The sequence below is a fragment of the Streptomyces sp. HUAS MS02 genome, assembly GCF_055702265.1.
In genome coordinates, this window is the sequence record NZ_CM146747.1 from 5,662,540 (window position 1) to 5,683,202 (window position 20,663).

General features: G+C 69.6%; 20 protein-coding genes and 1 tRNA gene. 14 read left to right on the plus strand and 7 right to left on the minus strand.

The features are described 5' to 3' along the window. Positions 1-251 precede the first annotated feature (251 nt). Positions 252-2,051, plus strand: coding sequence for an IS481 family transposase (locus ACZ9QC_RS24455; protein WP_472921788.1), 1,800 nt, complete (start codon positions 252-254; stop codon positions 2,049-2,051). 40 nt (positions 2,052-2,091) lie between these two features. Here the strand turns inward: ACZ9QC_RS24455 and ACZ9QC_RS24460 are convergent, their stop codons facing one another. From ACZ9QC_RS24460 to ACZ9QC_RS24470, 3 genes are read right to left on the minus strand one after another with little or no spacing between them, the layout of a single operon-like run. Further along, entirely contained in the window at positions 2,092-2,496 is a 405-nt protein-coding gene (locus ACZ9QC_RS24460; protein ID WP_472915084.1) for a hypothetical protein, read from the minus strand. Beyond that, complete coding sequence (locus tag ACZ9QC_RS24465) at positions 2,490-2,918, minus strand: ATP-binding protein (protein ID WP_472915085.1); 429 nt, start codon at positions 2,916-2,918, stop codon at positions 2,490-2,492. The genes ACZ9QC_RS24460 and ACZ9QC_RS24465 overlap by 7 nt, the downstream gene beginning before the upstream one ends. Positions 2,919-2,964: 46 nt before the next feature. Continuing rightward, positions 2,965-3,372 (minus strand): NUDIX hydrolase, encoded by a 408-nt coding sequence (locus ACZ9QC_RS24470; protein WP_099963725.1) that lies wholly within the window; start codon positions 3,370-3,372, stop codon positions 2,965-2,967. Positions 3,373-3,479: 107 nt separating this feature from the next. On the opposite strand from ACZ9QC_RS24470, the gene ACZ9QC_RS24475 reads away from it, so the two are divergent. From ACZ9QC_RS24475 to ACZ9QC_RS24520, 10 genes are all read left to right on the plus strand, one after another. After that, positions 3,480-4,268, plus strand: coding sequence for a GntR family transcriptional regulator (locus tag ACZ9QC_RS24475; RefSeq protein WP_364713187.1), 789 nt, complete (start codon positions 3,480-3,482; stop codon positions 4,266-4,268). A gap of 167 nt (positions 4,269-4,435) precedes the next feature. Continuing rightward, positions 4,436-4,792, plus strand: coding sequence for an SCO3933 family regulatory protein (locus ACZ9QC_RS24480; protein ID WP_466310176.1), 357 nt, complete (start codon positions 4,436-4,438; stop codon positions 4,790-4,792). Then, positions 4,792-6,168 (plus strand): FtsK/SpoIIIE domain-containing protein, encoded by a 1,377-nt coding sequence (locus ACZ9QC_RS24485; protein ID WP_472915086.1) that lies wholly within the window; start codon positions 4,792-4,794, stop codon positions 6,166-6,168. Before ACZ9QC_RS24480 ends, ACZ9QC_RS24485 begins: the two co-directional genes overlap by 1 nt. Before the next feature lie 84 nt (positions 6,169-6,252). Then, entirely contained in the window at positions 6,253-6,906 is a 654-nt protein-coding gene (locus tag ACZ9QC_RS24490) for a DUF2637 domain-containing protein (RefSeq protein WP_472915087.1), read from the plus strand. 11 nt (positions 6,907-6,917) lie between these two features. After that, positions 6,918-7,109: a mobile element transfer protein gene (locus tag ACZ9QC_RS24495; protein ID WP_031059711.1), complete on the plus strand. Its 192-nt coding sequence runs from the start codon at positions 6,918-6,920 to the stop codon at positions 7,107-7,109. Positions 7,110-7,133: 24 nt separating this feature from the next. Beyond that, positions 7,134-7,328: a hypothetical protein gene (locus ACZ9QC_RS24500; RefSeq protein ID WP_099963512.1), complete on the plus strand. Its 195-nt coding sequence runs from the start codon at positions 7,134-7,136 to the stop codon at positions 7,326-7,328. Between the two features lie 24 nt (positions 7,329-7,352). After that, positions 7,353-7,598 carry a SpdD protein gene (locus tag ACZ9QC_RS24505; protein WP_472921789.1) on the plus strand — a complete coding sequence of 82 codons (246 nt, stop codon included), beginning with the start codon at positions 7,353-7,355 and terminating at the stop codon, positions 7,596-7,598. Between the two features lie 155 nt (positions 7,599-7,753). Continuing rightward, positions 7,754-9,040, plus strand: coding sequence for a replication initiator (locus ACZ9QC_RS24510; RefSeq protein ID WP_472921790.1), 1,287 nt, complete (start codon positions 7,754-7,756; stop codon positions 9,038-9,040). Further along, a complete protein-coding gene (locus tag ACZ9QC_RS24515) occupies positions 9,033-9,215 on the plus strand; it encodes a helix-turn-helix domain-containing protein (RefSeq protein WP_141594888.1) in 183 nt (60 codons plus the stop codon). The genes ACZ9QC_RS24510 and ACZ9QC_RS24515 overlap by 8 nt, the downstream gene beginning before the upstream one ends. Beyond that, positions 9,215-10,378, plus strand: coding sequence for a tyrosine-type recombinase/integrase (locus ACZ9QC_RS24520; RefSeq protein WP_472915088.1), 1,164 nt, complete (start codon positions 9,215-9,217; stop codon positions 10,376-10,378). Before ACZ9QC_RS24515 ends, ACZ9QC_RS24520 begins: the two co-directional genes overlap by 1 nt. Positions 10,379-10,433: 55 nt before the next feature. Here the strand turns inward: ACZ9QC_RS24520 and ACZ9QC_RS24525 are convergent. Continuing rightward, a tRNA-Arg gene (locus ACZ9QC_RS24525) sits at positions 10,434-10,509 on the minus strand. 392 nt (positions 10,510-10,901) lie between these two features. On the opposite strand from ACZ9QC_RS24525, the gene ACZ9QC_RS24530 reads away from it, so the two are divergent. From ACZ9QC_RS24530 to ACZ9QC_RS24540, 3 genes are all read left to right on the plus strand, one after another. Further along, positions 10,902-11,432, plus strand: coding sequence for a SigE family RNA polymerase sigma factor (locus ACZ9QC_RS24530; protein WP_472915089.1), 531 nt, complete (start codon positions 10,902-10,904; stop codon positions 11,430-11,432). After that, a complete protein-coding gene (locus tag ACZ9QC_RS24535; RefSeq protein WP_472915090.1) occupies positions 11,429-12,232 on the plus strand; it encodes a hypothetical protein in 804 nt (267 codons plus the stop codon). The genes ACZ9QC_RS24530 and ACZ9QC_RS24535 overlap by 4 nt, the downstream gene beginning before the upstream one ends. 337 nt (positions 12,233-12,569) lie before the next feature. Further along, positions 12,570-15,065, plus strand: a complete 2,496-nt coding sequence (locus ACZ9QC_RS24540) for a non-reducing end alpha-L-arabinofuranosidase family hydrolase (RefSeq protein WP_472915091.1) — start codon at positions 12,570-12,572, stop codon at positions 15,063-15,065. Between the two features lie 418 nt (positions 15,066-15,483). On the opposite strand, the gene ACZ9QC_RS24545 is transcribed toward ACZ9QC_RS24540, so the two are convergent. The 3 genes from ACZ9QC_RS24545 to ACZ9QC_RS24555 form a co-directional block, all read right to left on the minus strand. Continuing rightward, positions 15,484-18,135 carry an RICIN domain-containing protein gene (locus ACZ9QC_RS24545; protein WP_472915092.1) on the minus strand — a complete coding sequence of 884 codons (2,652 nt, stop codon included), beginning with the start codon at positions 18,133-18,135 and terminating at the stop codon, positions 15,484-15,486. A 527-nt stretch (positions 18,136-18,662) separates the two neighbouring features. Then, complete coding sequence (locus tag ACZ9QC_RS24550) at positions 18,663-19,052, minus strand: PASTA domain-containing protein (RefSeq protein WP_472915093.1); 390 nt, start codon at positions 19,050-19,052, stop codon at positions 18,663-18,665. Positions 19,053-19,073: 21 nt separating this feature from the next. Further along, positions 19,074-20,525: a protein kinase domain-containing protein gene (locus tag ACZ9QC_RS24555; protein WP_472921791.1), complete on the minus strand. Its 1,452-nt coding sequence runs from the start codon at positions 20,523-20,525 to the stop codon at positions 19,074-19,076. Between the last annotated feature and the right edge of the window lie 138 nt (positions 20,526-20,663).

Below are 20,663 nucleotides of genomic sequence, written 5' to 3' on the forward strand. Positions count from 1 at the left end.
ACCGGCCGGGCTGGAGCGGGACGGAGGCAGGAGCGCAGGCCCGGCCGGGGGCCGGGCCGCGGGCGGGGAGCGGAGCGAGCCGCCTTGAATCGGTAAAGAAGGTTGTAACTCAGTTGGTCTGCTGGTCCTGTCCGGTCCCGGTAGATGCTTGACACTTCGGTCCCAGCTGATGGTTGACAGTGGCCGTGTTCGGCTTTTCTGTGCGCGTCGTTGCGGCGTGTGTGGGGAGGCCGGGATTGGCGCTGGTGGAGTTGTCGGTTGTCGAGCAGAGATACCGGGCTGTGCTTGCGGTGCTGGCGGGTTCGACGGTGACGGAGGTTGCCGCGCAGCTGGGTGTGTCGCGGCAGACGGTGAGCGGGTGGAAGTCTCGGTATGAGGCCGCGGGGCTGGCCGGGCTGGCGGACCGGTCGCGCAGGCCAGCGTCGTGTCCGCATCAGGCGTCTGCCGACGTGGAGGCGGCTGTGTGCGAACTGCGGCGCAAACATCCGAAGTGGGGGCCGCGGCGGGTCGCTCATGTGCTGGAGAAGTCCGGGACGGTGGATCCGGTGCCGTCACGGATGACCGTGTATCGGATCCTGGTCCGCCATGGGCTGGTGGAGCCGGGAGTGCGGCGCCGGAAGCGGTCCGATTACAAGCGCTGGCAGCGCGACCGTGCGATGCAGTTGTGGCAGATGGACATCGTCGGCGGGGTCATGCTGGTCAACCAGGTCACCGGCGAACTGTCCGAGGCGAAGGTCGTGACCGGTGTGGATGACCATTCCCGGTATTGCGTGATCGCGTCGGTGGTCGAGCGGGCGACCGGGCGGGCGGTCTGTGCGGCGTTCGCCCGGGCCTTGCAGAGGTTCGGGGTGCCGGAAGAGGTGCTGACCGACAACGGCAAGCAGTTCACCGACCGGTTCGGGCCCGGGGGTGAGGTGCTGTTCGACCGGATCTGCCGGGAGAACGGGATCGCGCACCGGTTGACCCAGCCGGCGTCTCCGACCACGACGGGCAAGGTGGAGCGGTTCCATCAGACGCTGCGGCGTGAACTCCTCGACGACTGCGGGGCGTTCGAGAGCATCGGGGCGGCTCAGGCGGCGCTGGATGCGTGGGTGGAGGAATACAACTCCGTGCGGCCGCATCAGGCCCTGGACATGCAGTCTCCGTCGGACCAGTTCACCCCGGTTCCCGAGCAGGAACGGGATGTGCTGGGCCTGCGGGTGCCCGGAGTGCTCGGGCTGGTGCCGCAGCAGAGGCCTGCCCCCGCCGAGCAGGAACCGGCTGAGGCGATGCCGGTCAGTCCGCTTGAGGAGATCGCGCCATCGGCGCAGGTGCAGGACGGCGGACCGGTGGAGTTCGAGCGGGTGGTGCCTGTGAGTGGGAATCTGCAGGTCGCGGGCAAGCAGTTCTGGCTGGGCCCGGCCCGCTCGGGCCTGACGGTGACGTTCTGGGCCGACACGCAGGTGATCCACCTGCTGATCGCCGGGTCGCGGATCAAGTCGGTGCGGTCCCACCTGTCGGTGGCGGACCTGGCCCAGCTGGCAGCCCGGGGTGGGCGTGCGGCGGGGCCGTCGCCGCTGCCGACGGGTGACGGCACTGCGTTCGAGGTGGACCGGACAGTGAACAACCACGGACTGGTGGGCCTGGGCGGGCGCCAGGTGCTGGCGGCGGAGATCCTCGGCGGGCGGCGGGTGAGCATCCGTATCGAGGAGGCCACGCTGTCGTTCTTCGACCTGACCTCGAGGGAGCTGCTGCGAGTGCGGCCCAACCCGCTCACCAGCGAGGAGGTGCAGCGGTTGCACGGCCTGCGGCCCGCGGGCCCGCCGCCCCGGCCCCGGATGGAGCCGGTGCGGGTCCAGCGGCGGGTCAGCGCGGTCGGCACGGTCATGGTCTGCCGCCAGGTCGTCCACCTCGGCCGGCCCTACGCGGGGCAGACGGTGATCATGCACGTGTCGGAGTCGACGATCACCGTCGAGCTGGACGGTCAGGCCCGGGTCATCCAGCGCACCACCGACATGCCCGTCCGCAACGTGAAAGCGAACAAGCCCTACAAGGTGTCCGATGTTGTCTAGGCCCACCGTCAAGCATCAGCTGGGACCAGAACGTCAAACATCACCTGGGACTAGACATGGTCTGCTGGTCCGGTCGGGGCTTGAAGTCGTATGCACATGACGGCAGTTGCCTGCCTTCGCGGTGCGCGAGCGGTAGGAAGACCACTGGTCGGATTGTCCAGGTGATGCGGGTCTTGTTGTGGGTGACTGACACAGTGCAGGGCTCGCAGCGCAAGAGGGCTCGACGGGTCTCTATGCGGCCGTCGTACAGCCACTCCCACGCCTGGGCGGATGCGTCCGGGTCGAACGCCGGTGAGATCGTGCGGAGCGCGACGGCAACCCATCTGTCGGCCTGCGGCGCCGAGTAGGCGTCGAACGACCCCTGGAGCTCTAACCCGCCTTCTCGGTCAAGGTTTTCGGTCCAGCACTCACACCAGTAGCCGCGGCGGGTCTCGTCCTTCAGCACAGACGGTCTCCCGGTCGGGTGCCGGTGAAGAGTTCCGCGGTGACGGTGTAGCCGGCCTTGCTGCCGTGGATGGCGACTCGGTGGGCGAGTGCGGTGACCATGCCCAGGCCCCGGCCGTGTTCGGCCTCGGCGTCCTGGTGCTCGGCCTTCGGGGCCGTACCGGTGCCTCCTCCGTCCGTCACTGACAAGGCGATCACGTTCCGGGTCACCGCTAGGGCCAGGTGGAAGCTGCCCGTCTCCAGGCCGCTGGCCGTGTGGAGGATCGCGTTCGCGCTCAGTTCGCTCACGATCAGTTCGGCGTCGTCGGCAAGGGGTGATCCGCGCAGGATGTCGCGGGTCCAGCGGCGGGCCCGGCTCACCTCTTCGGGAAAACCTGGGCAAGTGAGTCCCCAGACCCGGGCGGTGCTCGTATACTCGTGCATACAAGTTCCTTCGTGCTGGTAGGCCGCCATGTGCAGCGGGTTCGGGCTAGACGAGTTTCACGCCGTCATGGGCGCGGATGGCCGGCGGGGACGCTGCGTCCAATGCGTCGGTGACGCGGATCGCGTACGCCTCGTCGGCAAGCTCGGTGACTTCTTCACGGGTGGCCCAGCGCAGGGCGCGGGTCTCGTCGCCGGTGGTCGGTGTGCCGTCGGCCGCCTCGCACCGGAAGACCAGCGAGACGATCAGGCCCGTCATGTTCTTGTAGACGCCGGTCAGGGTCGCGGGGAGCGCGATCTTGATGCCGGTCTCTTCGAGCACTTCGCGCTGGAGGGCCTCCGGGATGGTTTCCTCGCGTTCGAGGACTCCGCCCGGCGGTTCCCAGTGGCCGTTGTCGCGGCGCTTGATCAAGAGGGCGCGGCCCTGGTCGTCGACGATGACTCCGGCGACGCTCACGGAGTGCGGACGGTCGGTGCTCACGTTCCTCGGCCCTCTCGGCTGGCTAGGCTCTCCACCGTAGCAACAACAAATGCCCACTCGTCTAGATATCTAAAGGAGTACACGTGCCCTCTCTTCCTTCCGGCCTCCTCGGCGATCTCGACCCCACGAGCGATCGTGCGGTCTTTCGGCAGATCGCCGACCAGCTGCGCGAGGCCATCGACCGTGGGCGGTTCAAGGAGGGCGAGAAGCTGCCCTCGGAAGCGGAACTTGTCGATCACTACGGGGTATCCCGGATGACGGTCCGAAACTCCTTCTCCGTCCTCCAGGGCGAAGGACTCGTGCACGCCGAGCACGGCAAGGGCGTCTTCGTGCGACCACGGCCGCCCGTGCGGCGTCTCGCCTCCGACCGGTTCGCCCGGCGCCACCGCGAGCAGGGCAAGTCCGCCTTCATCGTCGAAGCGAACGCCGCCGGCAGTCACCCCCAGGTCGACAGTCTTGAGGTGAAGGAAGAGAAGGCCAGTCAGGACGTCTCGACCCGGCTTGGGTCCGTGCGGCGGGTGCTGGCTCGTCGGCGCCGGTATCTCCTCGACGGTCGTCCGGTCGAGTTCGCCACGTCCTATCTCCCCCTCGACATCGCGCGCGGTACGCCGATCGCCGAACCCAACCCCGGCCCCGGCGGCATCTACGCCCGGCTGGAGGAGCTGGGCCATCGCCTCGACCACTTCGAGGAGGAGATCCGCGCCCGGATGCCCTCGCCCGCCGAGGTGAAGACGCTGCGGCTGGCCTCCGGTGTGCCGGTCATTCACCTGATCCGCACCGCCTTCGACGCCGAAGGGCGGGCCGTGGAGGTCTGCGACACGGTCATGGCGGCGGACGCGTACGTGCTGTCGTATCAGCTCCCGGCGACGTGATGAGGTGATTTGCGGTGGTGCGCGGGGGTGCTTCTCCGGCTCGTACACCCCAACAGGCATACTCGTATAGACGAGTGGGCAAGTGGTGTGGCAGGGTGGTCCGCGTGAGCCCGGAGATCGGGTTCACAGACCGCATCATGTATAGACGAGTAGATGGGTGAACTGCCTTGCGCACCATTCGTGTTGAGACCTCGGCCGCCACGATCCTGCTGACCGAGGCCCCTGAGCCCAAGGTCCGGGACCGGCAGACGGGCGAGATCGCCAAGGACGCCGTCAGCGGGGAAGCGCTGATGACGATCGGCGTCGTCTACATCGAGGACGGGGAGTCGTCGCTGTTCAAGGTCACCGTGCCGGAAGGCGGTGTGGCCGAAGGGCTGACGCTGGGGGCGCCGGTCGCGCTGCCGGGGCTGGTCGCCCGGCCGTGGGAGTCGGTGTTCAACGGACAGCAGCGTCACGGCATCGCCTTCCGCGCCGCCGCGGTGACTCCGGCCGCCTTCCCGGCCGCCATGGGGGCCACCGCCTGATGTCCGATCTGGTGACACTTCTGGAGGTGGGTGGTCCTGTCGCCGCACTCGGTGGCGGGGCCGCCTACGCCCGGGGCAAGCACCCCCGCGTGTACTGGCCCACGGTCGGCCTGCCGATATCCACCGCCCGGCTCCTCGGCTCCTACGGCTCGGTCATGGAGGCGTGCGGGCTGACCGTGGCGCCGTCCCGGCTGCGGGTCCTCGCCGTCAAGGCCACCACTCGGCGGGAGGTCCGGCCGGTACCGCCTCGGCGGGGCATCATCCGGCCCACCTCGACCGGGCTGCGGCTCCGCCTCCGGCTCGCCCCTGGACAGGAACCCGCCGACGTCGCAGCCTCGGCCGAACGGCTGCGGCATGCCTGGGGCGTGCACGCCGTGTACGTGACGACGGTCAAGCCGGGCGTGGTCGAACTGCGGCTCGTCGGCTTCGATGTGCTGCGGAACGTGCGGATGCCGCGCAAAACCACCGCCGAAATCCTCAAGGTGCCCGTGGCGCTGCGAGAGGACGCGACCCCGTTCGTGCGCGACTACCGGACCATCCCTCACCAACTAACCCTCGGCGCCACGCTGTCGGGCAAGTCCATGTACCTGCGCCACCTGATCACTGGGCTCGCCCGGCAGGCCGTCGCCCTGGTCGGCATCGACTGCAAGCGCGGTGTGGAGCTGGCGCCGTTCGCCTCCCGGCTCTCCGCTCTCGCCACCGACCCCGACGAAGCCGCCGAGCTGCTGCCCGTACTCATCAAGGAAATGGAGGATCGCTACGACCTGATCAAGGCCCGGCAGGGAATCGCCCCCGGCACTCCCGACGAGGAGATCACCTCCGACATCTGGGGCCTGCCCGACAGCGAACGCCCGGTACCGATCGTGCTGTTCGTCGACGAGGTGGCCGAACTCTTCCTCGTCGCCACGAAGAAGGACGAGGAACGCCGGGACGAGATGGTCACCCAGCTCATCCGGCTCGCCCAGCTCGGCCGCGCCGCCGGGATCTACCTGGAGGTATGCGGGCAGAGGTTCGGCGCCGAGCTGGGCAAGGGCGCCACCATGCTCCGGGCCCAGCTCACCGGCCGGGTCTGCCACCGCGTCAACGACGAAGCCTCCGCGAAGATGGCCCTCGGCGACATCGCCCCCGAGGCGGTCTTCGCCGCCTGCGCCATCGCTCCCGAGCTGCCTGGCCTGGCCGTGGCCGGTGACACCTCCGGCGGCTGGTCCCGCATCCGCACCCCGTACCTCTCCCTCGGCGCCGCCGCCGAGATCTGCCGGGATGCGGCCCACCTGGTGCCCGACCTGCCCGCGCTCAAGCCGTTCCAGCCCTACGTGCCCGTACGGCCCGTCGAGTCCACCGCCCCGGTAGTACAGCCGCGCCCGGTGACCGACTGAGCCTCACTCCCAATCCGGTCGGCGTGACCGTCTCGCGCCACGTCCCTACCCCTGCCACGCCTGAACCCGAAAAGGAGCCGCATCATGCGCGCCCAACTGGCCCGTGTCGACGCGGTGCTCGTCCAGGCGCTCATCGCCGCCGCGTTGTCCTTTGCCCACCTGCACGACATCGCCCTGGCGGCCGGACAGGACGGGTGGAAAGCGTGGGCCTATCCCGTCTCGGTCGACCTGCTGCTCGTCGCCGCCTGGCGCCGACTGCGCTCGGGTGAGGCGAAAGCCGCCGGGTGGTGCTGGTTCGTCATCGCCCTCGCCGCCTCCCTCGGCGCAAACGTCGCCACCGCCGGCCTCCTCGACATGAACGACGTCCCGGCCTGGCTGCGCATCCTCGTCGCAGGCTGGCCCGCCGTCGCCTTCCTCGGCGGAACCCTCCTCGCCCACACCACACCGACAACGACCGACGAGAACACCGAGCACAAGGACGACCCCGTGGACCAGGAGACCGCCCCCGAACCGGCCAGCAAATTCGCCCTGGAGGAACCGTCACCGACTCCGTCGGCCATGGAGCCACCGCCGCCCGAGCGGCCTGCCGTTGCCGTCCCGGCCGCTCTCGTCGAACACGCCCGCAAGGTCGCTGCCGAGCACCACACCCGCACCGGAACACCCATCGACACCCCCACCCTTCGCGCCCGCCTCGGCGTCCCCGTACCCATGGCCGAAGCCATCGCCGCCCACCTCTGAAAGGAACCCCGATGTCCGCCAACCGCCGCTTCCGCAACGTCACCCGCATCGGCCCTGTCCAGGTCGCCACGTCCTACGACGGCCGGGGCCGTGAGAAGCACACCGCCGCATGCACGGCTCCGCGCTGCGGCTTCTCCGCCGACTACGACAGCCGCGCCGCAGCCGAGCTGGCCGCCCGCACCCACCGTTGCCCCGTCCGCTGATCCTCCGAAGGGACCCCGCACACCGTGACCGTCAGCCTGCCGCTCGTCGTCGTCCTCGGCCTCTTCGCCTGGGGCGCGGTCAAGTTCCTCGGCGTCCGCACCTGGGTCGTCGTACTGATCGCCCTCTTCGGCTTCTGGCTCTCGCAGACCTTCCTCGCCCCCGCCATCGAGTCCGGCACGCGTACCGGCGTGGACGTCATAAACGGCTCACATGCCTAGACGAGTAGATGAGGAGATGTAACCGTGTTCCTGCCCAAGTACCCCGACAACCCCACCCCGCCGCCCGCACACGCCCACACCCCGGCCGACCCGGCGCCCGTCCGGCGCACGCTCCCGGCGGTCCACATCAGCCCCGCCGTGGTGGCGGCCGTGGTCATGGGTGGTGTCGTCCTCACCGCGCTCCTGGCCGCCGTCGCCGTCTCGGCCATCTCCGTTGCCGTCGCGGCCGTGGTCCTGCGCTCCCTGCTGCGCGAACAGAACCGGCGCTGAACCGCGCCAAGCACCTGGGGCGGCACACACGACCAAGCATCTGCCGCCCCGGGGCCACAACTCCTGACCGAGCCAGTCAGAAGGAGACCGCCATCTTCGCCCGCACCACTCCGCCCCCGCTTCCGGAACTCGCGAAGCTCGCCGAGCACGGCACTCTGCCCGGTATCCTCCGCCAGCTCTCCGGCCTCGGCGGCTGCACCCACCCGATCCGCCTGGACGGCCACCGCACCGAGTACGACATCGACACCACGACCGGCGAGATCGGCCGCGTCCTCCAGCACCTCGACTCCACCGACCTCCCGGCCGGGAACCTCCTCGTCCGCTGCAACAACCGCCGCACCACCCGCTGCGCGGCCTGCGCTGAGGTCTACCGCCGTGACACCTTCCACCTGATCACCTCGGGCCTGCGCGGCGGCAAGGGCGTCCCCGAACACGTCGGCACCCACCCCCGCGTCTTCGCCACCTTCACCGCCCCGAGCTTCGGCCCGGTCCACAACCGTCCTTCCAGCGGGCGCCCCTGCCGCTGCGGCACCCGCCACGACCAGGACGACGCCGTACTCGGTACCGCGCTCGACCCGGACACCTACGACTACGAAGCGGCCGTTCTCTGGAACGCTCACGCCGGGCCGCTCTGGCGGCGCTTCTCCACCTACCTCCGCCGGGAAGTCGCCAAGCGCGCCGGCCTGTCACAACGCCGCTTCCGTGAACACGCACGCGTGTCATTCGCCAAGGTCGCCGAGTACCAAAAGCGCGGCGCTGTCCACTTCCACGCCGTGATCCGCATTGACGGCCCTACCGGGGGAGACGCCCTACCTCCGGCCTGGGCCACGGCCGAATTGCTCACCGACGCCATCGAGGCAGCGGCGACCAAGGTCCGCGTGGACGGCCCGGTCATCGACGGCCGCGCCCACACCTTCACCTTCGGCCGCCAACTCGACGTCCGCACCATCCGCTCCGCGGACTTCAACGACGGCCAGGAACTGACCGAGCGGGCCGTGGCCGCGTACATCGCCAAGTACGCCACCAAGGGCGCCGAGACCGCCACGGGAGCTCTCGACCGGCCGCTGAAGTTCGCCGCCGAACTCGCACAGCTCGACATCAGCGACCACGCCCGCCGCCTCATCCGAACCGCCTGGACCCTCGGCGCCCGCAAAGACCTCGAACACCTCCGCCTGCGCGCCTGGGCCCACATGCTCGGCTTCCGCGGCCACTTCTCCACCAAATCCCGCCGCTACTCCACCACCCTCGGCGCCCTCCGCGACGCCCGCACCCAATGGCGCCGCGCCCAAGCCGCTGCAGCCCTGCCCGAGCGCGAGAACGCCACGACGTACGTCCTCGCCCACTGGATCTTCGCCGGAACCGGCCTGACCGACACCGAAGCCTGGCTCGCCACATCCCTCGAACCCGCCCCCGGAACGGAAGGAGAACCCACCCATGCATGACGACGAACTGCTGACGGTGCCTGACGTGATGGCGCGGCTCAAGCTCGGGCGCTCCACGGTCTATGACCTCATCCGCTCCCGTCGTCTGCCCTCGATCACCATCGGCCGGTGCCGTCGCATCCCCGCACGGGCTGTCCGCGAGTACATCACCAGCGAAATGGAGGCGGCTGCCTGATGGCCGGCCAGCGCAAGCGCAACCCCAACGGGGCGGGCACGATCACCAAGCGCAAGGACGGCCGCTATCAGTGCGCCGTCTATGTGCTCCAGCCGGACGGCACCCGCGCCCGTAAGTTCGCCTACGGCAAGACCTGGCAGGAGTGCGACACCAAGCGCCGGGAGCTGCTCGCCAAGGCCGACCAGGGCGTGCCCGTGCCGACCCGCTCGGCCAAGCTCTCCGAGTGGCTGCCGTACTGGCTGGACAATGTGATCAAGCCTCGCCGGAAGCTCAGCACGTACGACAAGTACGAGTCACACGTCCGGCTCTACCTGGTGCCGCTGCTCGGCTCCAAGCGGCTCGAATCCCTGGCCGTCGCCGACGTGCGCCGCTTTCTCGTCCGTCTGGAGAAGGAGACCACTGCGGCAACGGCCAAGGAATCGCACCGCGTTCTGCGTTCCGCCCTGTCCTCCGCCTGCCGCGAGGAGCTGATCACACGCAACGTCGCCAAGCTCGTCGAGCCGCCCCGCACGGACAACCGGGAGCTGAAGCCCTGGAGCCTGGATGAGACGCTCGCCTTTCTCGCCGCGTCCCGCAGAGACCCGCTCTACGCGGCCTTCGTGCTCGCCATCGCCATGGGCCTGCGCCGGGGGGAGATCATCGGTCTTCGCTGGTCCGACCTCGACCTCGAAAACCGCGTTCTCTACGTCCGCCAGCAGACCCAGCGGCGCCGTGGTGTCCTGTACGACGACGACCCCAAGAGCCGCCGCCGACGCGTCGTCCCCCTGCCCGCGCTCTGCATCGCCCCGCTGCGCTGGCACCGCATGCGGCAGTCCGCTGCACGCGCCAAGGCGGGGGAGCAGTGGCACGAGTCGGGCTACGTCTTCACCACCCGCACCGGTCGCCAGGTCGAGCCCCGGAACGTCTACCGTTCTTTCACCCGCGTCGCCGAGTCCGCCGGCCTCCGCGTCATCCGGCTCCATGACGCTCGCCACGGCACGGCCACCCTCCTCACGGCGGCCGGAGTCGCGCCCCGAGTCGTGATGGAGATCCTCGGGCACAGTCAGATCAGCATCACCATGGACGTGTACACGCACGTCGTGCAGGACACGCAGCGCGAGGCGATCAGCCACATGGATCGGCTGCTCAAGCGGCGGCCGGTTGCGCGTGATCGCCCTCGTTGATGTCAAAAGTGGATGTCAAAGGCCCCGGACCATGATCGGTCCGGGGCCTTTTGGCTGGTGCCCCCGGCAGGATTCGAACCTGCGACACCCGCTTTAGGAGAGCGGTGCTCTATCCCCTGAGCTACGAAGGCAGAGGCTTGTGGGAAACCTTGTTGAAAATCCAGCCTGTGGATCTTCGACGAGGAATACAAACCTGCTGGTCAGACGTAGTGCACGCTCTCCGCAGTACCACATCAGCGGACAAAGCGACGCGTCAACGGCCGACCAGGGACAGCGTAGCGGATGCGCGCCAACGAGCGTCGTCGGGACAAGAAACAGGTGAGAGGAGTGGCAAGAGCGAGGGCACCCGCAGTTCGGCCCTGGCGGCCCTGGCGGCCCTGGCGGCCCTGGCGGCCCTGGCGGCCTCGGCGGCCCCGGCGACCGTCGGCGACGTGGCGGGTCGGCTGTTGTTAGGCTGCGCCACCGGTTGTTGTTAAACGCGCAACCAGCGCGCACATCATGGCTAGGAGAGGGCGACCGAGGGATGGTCCTCGATGACGCGTCCGCGGAGTTCCACGAATTCTTCGAGCGCCACTATGCCGAGCTCGCCCGTCTGGCGCACCTCCTGACCGGCGAGACCGACGCGGCGGACGACCTCGCGGCCGATGCCCTGCTCGCCCTGTGGCAGCGTTGGGACCGGTTGCGGCAGGCCGACCACCCGGTTGCCTACGCCCGCGGTGTGGTGGCCAACCTTGCGCGGGGACGGATCCGCAGCAAGGTGCGGGAGCGACGCCGGATCACACTGTTCTGGTCCCGCAGCCCCGAGAAGGTGGAGGGGCCGGACGTGGCGGCCGTGCAGGACGTCCGCGCGGCGCTCGCCCGGCTGCCGTTCCGCAAGCGCGCCTGCGTGGTGCTGCGGCACGCCTTCGACCTGTCGGAGAAGGACACGGCGGCGGCGCTCGGCGTATCGGTCGGAACGGTGAAGAGCCAGACCTCGAAGGGAATGGCCGAGCTGGAAAGGATACTGGGCGCACGAGCGGCCGGGGATCTGGTGCCAGGAAGGAGGAACCGGTGAACGAGGAGATCGACCGTCGGCTGCGCGAGGCCGCCGAGGCCCACCGGCCCGACCGCGCGCGGATGCTGGCCCGGGTGGAACGCGGCATGGCCGGCCCCACCGTCCGTCACCGCGCACGGCCGTTCGCGAGGTCCGGGACCAGGGTCGCCCTCGCCGGGCTCGCCGCCACCGGCATCCTGGCGACCGGCGGCCTCGCCGTCGCCGCCATCGTCGCCACCTCATCGCCGTCCCCGTCTCCGTCGCCCTCGCCCACCGTGACCACGCCTGCCTCCCCGTCCCCGACCGTCAGCTCCCCGCAGCCGACATCGGCCCGCCCCACCCCTGCCGCGCCGGCCCCGGTCACCACCCCGGGCAGCGAGCGCCCGACTCCGTCGGCCACCAGTCCATCGCCGGCCGCCGACGAGAGCCAGAACGGGCCGCTGCGGTCGGCCGGCTCGGTGGATCCGAAGAGCACCGTCTACTGGACGCAGAGCAACCTCGCCCTCAAGACGACCGAGCCGCTCACCTCGCTCACGGTCGAGATCCGGATCGTGCAGACCGGCAAGGCGAAGAACACCGGTACCTGGCAGACCCTGCCGAGCGGTGACTTCACCGTCACCGTCCAGGAGGCCGGCGGCACGCTGGTCTACCGCTGGGTCCTCAAGCTGGGCCTGACCGTGCCGGCCGGGAGCCATGAGTTCGCCGCGCAGTTCAACAACGGCACCGACGACCGCAGTCCCGCGGGCGACGGCTACCGCGTCGACGCGCAGGGTTCGGGCGGCTCCGCGTCGGTCCGGGGAGGGTTCGTCCCAACCCGGTGAACGCCGCTGTGCGGCAGGGGACGAGTTCCCCTGCCGCACAGCCCCTTGCCGCACAGCTCGACGGTCGAGCAGATCGCGACAGCTCGACGGTCGAGCAGATCGCGGTGAAGCGCCTTCGGTCGGGTACCAGTCCTCCGGCTCCCAAGGGGACCAGACGGACTTCCCGACCCCGGATGACAGTGAATTCGCCTCCGCTGCGAGGCCGACGTCTTCCTCCACTGGGTGGGGATGGTGGCGACGGCCGTGAAGATTCTTCGCCCGATCGCGGCAACCTGTGTGTGCGTGGCGGCGACTGGGAGGTATCCGGGGCCGGATCAAGGCCCGCTGCCAGAAGGACATGTCGTTGTCAGATCAGAACCGCTCTCATCGCCGCCGTCCGGCGACCCGCCGCGTGATCGCCGCCTCCGTGGTCCTCGCCGCCGCGGGTGCCGCCGTACCCCTGGTCGCCCTGGCCGCACTCTCGCCGGAGGCCTCCGCACCGGCCACGGCCGCCGACGCGGCGGCCGGCAGCGGCCGTTACTTCGGCACGGCGGTGGCCGCGGGCAGGCTCGGCGACTCCACGTACTCCGCCATTCTCGACCGGGAATTCAAGATGATCACCCCGGAGAACGAGATGAAGTGGGACGCCATCGAACCGTCCCGCGGGAAGTTCACCTTCGCCGCCGCCGACTCGATCGTCAGCCACGCCTCCGCGCACGGGCAGCGCCTGCGCGGCCACACCCTGGTCTGGCACTCCCAACTGCCCAACTGGGTCAAGTCCATCACCGACGCAGGCACCCTGCGCACGGTGATGAAGAACCACATCACCCAGACGATGACCCAGTACAAGGGCAAGATCTACGCCTGGGACGTGGTCAACGAGGCCTTCGCCGACGGCGGCAGCGGCCAGCACCGCAGCTCCGTGTTCCAGGACGTACTGGGCAACGGCTTCATCGAGGAGGCCTTCCGCACCGCCCGGAACGCCGACCCCTCCGCCAAGCTCTGCTACAACGACTACAACATCGAGAACTGGTCCGACGCCAAGACCCAGGGCGTCTACAAGATGGTCAAGGACTTCAAGTCCCGCGGTGTGCCCATCGACTGCGTCGGCCTCCAGAGCCACTTCGGCGCAGGCGGCCCGCCGGCCAGCTTCCAGACCACCCTGTCCAACTTCTCCGCGCTCGGCGTGGACGTCCAGATCACCGAGCTCGACATCGCCCAGGCGTCCGCCACCGCGTACGGCAACGCCGTCCAGGCGTGCGTGAACGTCGCCCGCTGCACGGGCATCACGGTGTGGGGCATCCGTGACAGCGACTCCTGGCGCACCGGTGAGAACGCCCTGCTGTTCGACGCGGGCGGCAACAAGAAGCCCGCCTACAGCGCCGTGCTCACCGCCCTGGGCGGCACCGGCAGCGGCGGCAGCACCAGCAGCGGCGGCAGCGGCGGTACGCAGGCCGGGGGCATCACCTCCGGCACTGTCTACACGCTCTCCAACGCTGCCTCGGGACGCGTTCTCGACGAGCCCGCGGGACAGAACGACAACGGCACCCCGCTCCAGGTGTGGGACGCCAGCGGCGCCTCCAACCAGCAGTGGCGGGCGGGCCGGAACAGCGACGGCTCCTACACCCTGACCAACATCGCCAGCGGCCGGGTACTGGACGAGCCGGCGGGCCGGACGGCCAACGGGACGAGGATGACGGTCTGGGACGCCAACGGCGGCGCCCACCAGCACTGGAAGGCTCGCCAGAACAGCGACGGCTCCTACACGCTCACCAACGTCGCCAGCGGCCGGGCGCTGGAGACCCCCGGCGGTCGGACCGCCAACGGCACTCCCGTCCAGATCTGGGACACCAACGGCGGCGGCAACCAACGCTGGAACTTCCAGCCGACCACGGCGCCGAAGAGCGACACGACCACGGCGCCGAAGAGCGACACGTGTGCTCTTCCGTCGACGTACCGGTGGACCTCGACGGGCGCGCTGGCGCAGCCGGCGAACGGGTGGGCCTCGCTGAAGGACTTCACCACCACGACGTACAACGGCAAGCACCTGGTCTACGGGTCGAACTACTCGGGATCGGCCTACGGCTCGATGGCGTTCAGCCCCTTCACGGACTGGTCGGACATGGCGTCGGCCCGCCAGACCGGCATGAGCCAGAAGACGGTGGCGCCCACGCTGTTCTACTTCGCGCCCAAGAAGATCTGGGTGCTGGCGTACCAGTGGGGTGCGTCGCCCTTCAGCTACCGCACCTCCAGCGACCCCACCGACCCCGACGGCTGGTCCGCGCCGCAGCCGCTGTTCACCGGCAGCATCCCCCGCGCCGACTCCCCGACCGGGCCGATCGACCAGACCCTGATCGCCGACGACAAGAACATCCACCTGTTCTTCGCCGGTGACAACGGCAAGATCTACAAGTCGAGCATGCCGATCGGGAACTTCCCCGGCAGCTTCGGCTCCTCGTACACGACGGTCATGAGCGACACGGTGAAGAACCTGTTCGAGGCCCCGCAGGTCTACAAGGTCAAGGGGCAGAACCAGTACCTCATGATCGTCGAGGCCCGCGGTGCGAGCGAGCAGCGCTACTTCCGCTCCTTCACCGCCACCAGCCTGAACGGTCCGTGGACCCCGCAGGCCGCCACCGAGTCCAACCCCTTCGCCGGCAAGGCCAACAGCGGCGCCACCTGGACCAACGACATCAGCCACGGCGACCTGGTCCGCACCAACCCCGACCAGACCATGACCATCGACCCCTGCAACCTGCAGTTCCTCTACCAGGGCAAGTCGCCCAACACGCCGCCGAACACCTCGTACGACAACCTGCCGTACCGGCCCGGCATCCTCACCCTGAAGCGCTGACCCGCCTGATCGACACTCACCACCGAGAGGAACCCCAGCCGTGCATCGGCTGGGGTTCCTCTCTTTTGTGGGACCCGACGACAAGGTCGACCGTCGCCGTCGCCGTCGCCGACGCGGGCGTCAGCTGACGGCTGGCGATCGAGTATCGAGTGCCGAGTGTCGAGTGTCGAGTACGGAGGCAGCGTCTCTGTGGCTGCCGTCCCCCGAAGCTGCGGCCGGAGCCGAGGGGCGCCGCGTGCAGATGGCCGGCTGGGGTGCGCCGGTCGGCATCGTTCACGACGTATCGGTGAAGCGGACTGGCGGCCCATGTCCGTGTGAGGTCCCTCAACACAATGCAGGGGCCGCAGGCGCACGGCCCCAACACAATGCAGGGGTCGCAGGCGCACGGCCTGCGACCCCTGCATGGGTGCTTGGGGGGTTAGGACGGGTCGCCGTACTGGAGGCCGCGTCCGTTGGTGCCGATGTAGACGCGGCCGTAGGTGTCGGGGTCGCCGGTGATGACGCCGAGGCTGCCGATGGCGCCCCACTGGTGGGCGTCGTCGTTGATGCGGAGCCAGGTGGCGCCCTTGTCGGTGGAGCGGAAGACTCCGGTGACGTTGTCGACGGTGCCGAGCAGGTAGAGGGCCTGGTAGTCGGTGCCCGTCTTGGCCTTGCCGAAGCCGAGGGCGGAGGCGGACTTCACCGTGGTGAGTGTGGTGAAGGTGCGGCCGCCGTCGGTGGAGTGCAGCAGTCCCTTGTCACTGCCGGCGATCCACAGGTCTCCGGCGATGCCGGGGACGGCGGCGAGCCGGCCGGAGGGCAGGCTGGTGGCGCGGGCGGTGAAGGTCGCGCCGCCGTCGGTGCTGGCGAAGAGCTTGCCGCCGGACAGGGAGTAGAAGGTGCTGGCCGTGGAGCGGTCGGCGACGACCACGGCGTCGGTGCCCAGGCCGCTGACCTTGGACCAGCTCGCTCCGTTGTCGGTGGAGCGGTAGGGGGCCTGGCCGGCCTGGGTCCAGACGATGGTGGAGCCGTCCGCGGCGAGCGCGATGCGGCCGCTGCTCGCGCCGGCGACCGGTTCTGCCTTGAAGGCGGTCCAGGTGCTGCCGCCGTCGGTGGAGTAGCCACCGTCGCCTGTGTCGCCCGTGCCGACGCGGACCATCACCGAGGGCTTGGACTGGGCGAAGTCGATGTCGGTGCTGTTGTTCATCAGCGGGCTCTTCAGCCGCCCGGAGGGCACCTCGGTCAGGGAGTCGTGGCGGAAGCCGCCCTGGTCGCCCATGGAGGTGATGACGGTGGCGCCGCCCGGCGGGGCGATCGCGTCCAGCAGTGAGGTCTCCTCCAGCCCGCGGGCCCCGGAGGCCCAGTGGCTGGTGCCGCCGCTGTCGGAGGCGTTCGCGTCCTTGCTGCGCCAGATGGCGTTGCCGGTGCCGTACAGCACGTGCCCGGAGTCGAAGGGGTCGATGGCCAGGGCGGTCATCCAGTGCCCGGTGTGGGTGCCGACGTAGGGAGCGCCGGAGGCGTTCCGCTGCGACTTGTCGGCCAGCGCCTTCCAGGTCGAGCCGCCGTCGGTGGTGCGGTAGATCTCGTCCTCGGGCCACCAGCGGTCGAGGGTGGTGACCATCACCGTGGAGGGCTTTTGCGGGTCGACGGACAGACCGGAGAACCCGTAACCGCCCTGCGACGGCGTGATGTTCTTCCACGCGCCGCCGGACGGCGTGTACTTCCACACCGAGCCCGCCGTCGCGTCCATGGGACCGATGCTGTTGCTGTAGGACAGGTACAGCGAGCCGTCACCGGAGATCACACCGTGGTGCGGCAACTGGCCGGTGGGCTGCCCGGCGACGGCCTGCCAGCTGCTGCCGCCGTCGGTGGAGCGGTACAGGGAGGTGGACTTGTCGTGGACGCCGACGTAGACCGTGTTGCTGCCGGCCTTGCCGTACGTCACGAACGAGATGCCCGCGCCGCTGCTCGCTCCGTCCTTGACGGGGAACGAGGAGACCTGCTTCCAGGTCGCGCCGTGGTCGGTGCTGCGCCACAGGCCGTTCTTGCGGGTGCCGAGCAGCAGGGTGCTGTTGTCCGCGGGGTTGACCACGAGCCGTTCGCCCGTGCCGCGGCCGGGCTCGTTGGCGCCCAGCTTGAACGGCAGATCGGTGCGCTGGAAGGTGCGGCCCTGGTCGGTGGAGCGCAGGATCGCGCCGTTGCCCGCCCACTCGTTGGTGTAGGTGCCCGTCCCGAGGTAGAGCCGCTTGGGGTCGACGGGGTCGGTGGCCAGCGAGTCGATGCCCAGCAGGTTCCAGTCCTTCTCACCGAGGAAGTCGGTCAGCGGGATCCACTGCTCGGCCCCGGTGTCCCAGCGGTAGGCGCCGCCCATGTCGGTACGCGCGTACAGCAGACCCTTCTCCTTCGGGTTGAACACCAACCCCGTGACATAACCCCCGCCCACCACCTGGGCGTTCTTCCACACATACGGCCCCGCCGCGGCCGTCGCCTGCTCCCCGCCGGCCCCCGACGCCTGGGCCTCGGCCACCTTCACCAGCTTCCACTGCTGATTGGTGCCGCCGTGGCCCGGATACTGGATGACCGCCGCGCCCTGGGCCGTGGAACCCCCGGAGACATCCAGGGCCTGGCCACTCCTGCGGGAGGTGAGGGTGACGGCCTCGGAACCGCTCACCTCGTCGACCTTCCACTCCTGGGAGGTGGCGGAGCTGTCGGTCTGCTGCTCGGCGGCGGCCGCCCGATCGGTGGAATTGCCCGCTATGCCCAGCACCTTGCCGCTGTTGCGGTTCACCAGCTCGAAGTAGCCGTCCCCAGCGGGCTTCAGCTTCCACTGCTGGTTGGCGCTGTTCTGGTCGGTCCACTGCTGGATACGGGTGCCGTCGGCAGTGGAGAAACCGTTGACGTCCAGCACCTTGCCACTGCGCACCGAGACCAGCCGGTAATAGGCGCCTGAGTCGATCGTCGCCGCCTGCGAGTCCTCCTGCGCGAACAGGAGATACGGCACGACGAGAGCGGGCGCGCCGAGCAGCAGACCGGTCGCGGTCCAGCGACGGCGATGACGCCCGCGGCGCCCGCCGTTCGTGGGGTTGTCCATGAGGGGGAGGTTCTCCTTGCACGCTGTACACCAGAGGAAATCCGGATCCGGCCACCGGAACTGACCGGATCCGCTCCCTTGTTGCCACAGGCCCCGCAAAGGGTTGCCTCGAACTGGAGAAACTTTCCGGGCACTTCGTTGGTGCGGCGGCCGTGGATCAGCGTCTGGGCAGGCGGATGCCGCGCACGAGAACCTCGATGCGCGTCGCGACGGCCCGGTCGATCGCGAGGGGAAGGGGGTAAGGAGAGCCACCGTGACAAGGGCGGCTGCGATGGTGAGGGGGCGAGGCCGGCTTCGGCGGGGTTTCTGCGGTTCCCGCTGGTCATGCAGCGCCTGCCCGGTTCCGTGCGGGCGACGGACCGTGGCGGCCGCGGTGGCGCCGTCCACTCCGGCGGCGATCAGGGCAGCGGTGGCCCCGCCGGTGCCGTTTCGGCCCAGAACCCGGCGTTGACGGTCCCGCATCTCATCGGGGCCAGGAAGCCGGTGTGTGCCGAGCGACCGCGAGCAGAGATCGGCCCTGCCGAGCGTCACACCGGGACCGGGAGGGCCGGCGGCAACGGAGGTGTCGGAGTCTCTGCGTCACCACTCGTGTCATCACCACCCGTCCCCGTCCTCGTGTCCTCGTCCGACTGGTCGGCGCCGGCGTCCTCGGTGACGACGACCACGGTGCTTCCCGCCTTCACCTCGCTTCCCGCCGCGGGGGTGCTCGACGTCACCACCGCGTCGGACGCCCGGGAGTAACCGGTGGCGACACTGACCTGGAGGCCGAGCGCACTCAGTTCGTCCTGGACCTCGGCAAGGGTCCCGCCGACGATGCCGGCGGGGATCCGCACGGTCTGCACGGCCTTGGCGACCTTGATGTCGATCGCCGTACCCGGCTCGACCTCCTCGCCGGAGGCGGCGCTCTGCCCGACCACGGTTCCGGACGCGGCGCTGCTCTAGACCTCGGTCGTGCTCCCCAGCTTCAGGCTCTGCTCGGCCAACAGCTTCCGTGCCTCGCTCACCGTGCTGCCGGTGAGGTCGGGGACGCTGGACTTCGCCGCCTCCTTGGCCACCGTGAGGGTGATCTCGGTCCCCTTCTCCACCTTCTCGCCGCCGTCCGGGTCCTGCTCGAGGACGGTGCCGGGGTCGTCCTCGGACTCGACATGCCGCAGCTTCACCTCGAAACCCTTGTCCTCCAAGATCCGGGACGCGTCGTCCTGGTCCTTGGCCGTCACGTCCGGAACCGCGACCTCGGGTGCGCCGGTGGAAACGGTGACGGAGACCGCCTCGCCCTTGGCGATGCTCCCTTCCCGCGGGCTCTGTTCGCAGACGTGGCCCTTCGGCTGGTCGGCGCAAGGCTCCCGCTTGCCGACGGTGACGGTGAGGTCGACGTTCTCCGCCGCACTCCGGGCCTCCTCCAGGGTCTGGCCCACAAGGTCGGGTACCTCGACCTCGCCGTTGTCGGCCGTACCACGCCCGAACATGAACCAGCCCAGCACCAACGCCAGGACCACGACCGCCACGCCAGCCGTGATCAGCAGAGCGCTTCCTCGACGATGGCCGCTCTCCTCCTGCTCGGCATCGTCGTACGGGAGGTCGGTCTGTCCCGGGGGAAGTTCGGCGCCCGAGACCAGGAGCCCCGTACCGAGGTACGCCTCGATGTCGGCGAGCATGTGCTCCGCGGACTCGTAGCGGCAGGCGGGGTCCTTCTCCAGGGCCCGCAGGACGATCGCGTCCACCTGCGGGCTGACCTCGGGGTTGAAGAGGCTCGGTGGGCGCGGGGTCTCCTGGGTGTGCTGGTAGATCACCGCCATCGGGGTCTCACCGGTGAACGGCGTGCGGAAGGTCAGCAGTTCGTACAGCAGGCAGCCGGTGGAGTACAGGTCGGAACGGGCGTCGATCTCCTGCCCCATCGCCTGTTCCGGTGAGAGGTACTGGGCGGTCCCGATCACGGCGGACGTCTGCGTCATGCCGGCGTCCCGCGCGTCCCGGGCGATCCCGAAGTCCATGACCTTGACCTCTCCGGCCCAGGTCAGCATGACGTTGGCCGGCTTGATGTCCCGGTGCACGATGCCATGTCGGTGGGAATGAGCGAGGGCGCGCAGGACGCCGGCCGTCACTTCCAGGGCCCGCTCGACGGTCAGCGGCGTCCCGGGGTGCAGGGAGTCCCGCAGCGTCATGCCGTCGACGTACTCCATCACGAGGTACGGGAGTCGGGACCCGTACCTCGTGTCCTCGCCCGTGTCGTACACCGCCGCGATGGCGGGGTGGTTGAGCGACGCGGTGGACTGTGCCTCCCGCCGGAACCGTTGCTGGAGCGCCGGTTCGTGCGCGAGGTCGCCGCGCAGGGTCTTCACGGCCACGCCGCGGTCCAGCCGGAGGTCGTGCGCGAGGTGCACCTCGGCCATGCCGCCGGAGCCGAGCAGGAGGCGTAGTTCGTACCGGCCGCCAAGGCGGGCCACCGGGTGCCCCTGGTGGGCAAGGGACAGATCGTCTGGTCCGCCGAGATTCACTGCGCTTCTCCACACAGGGTCGGAAGTCGGGGC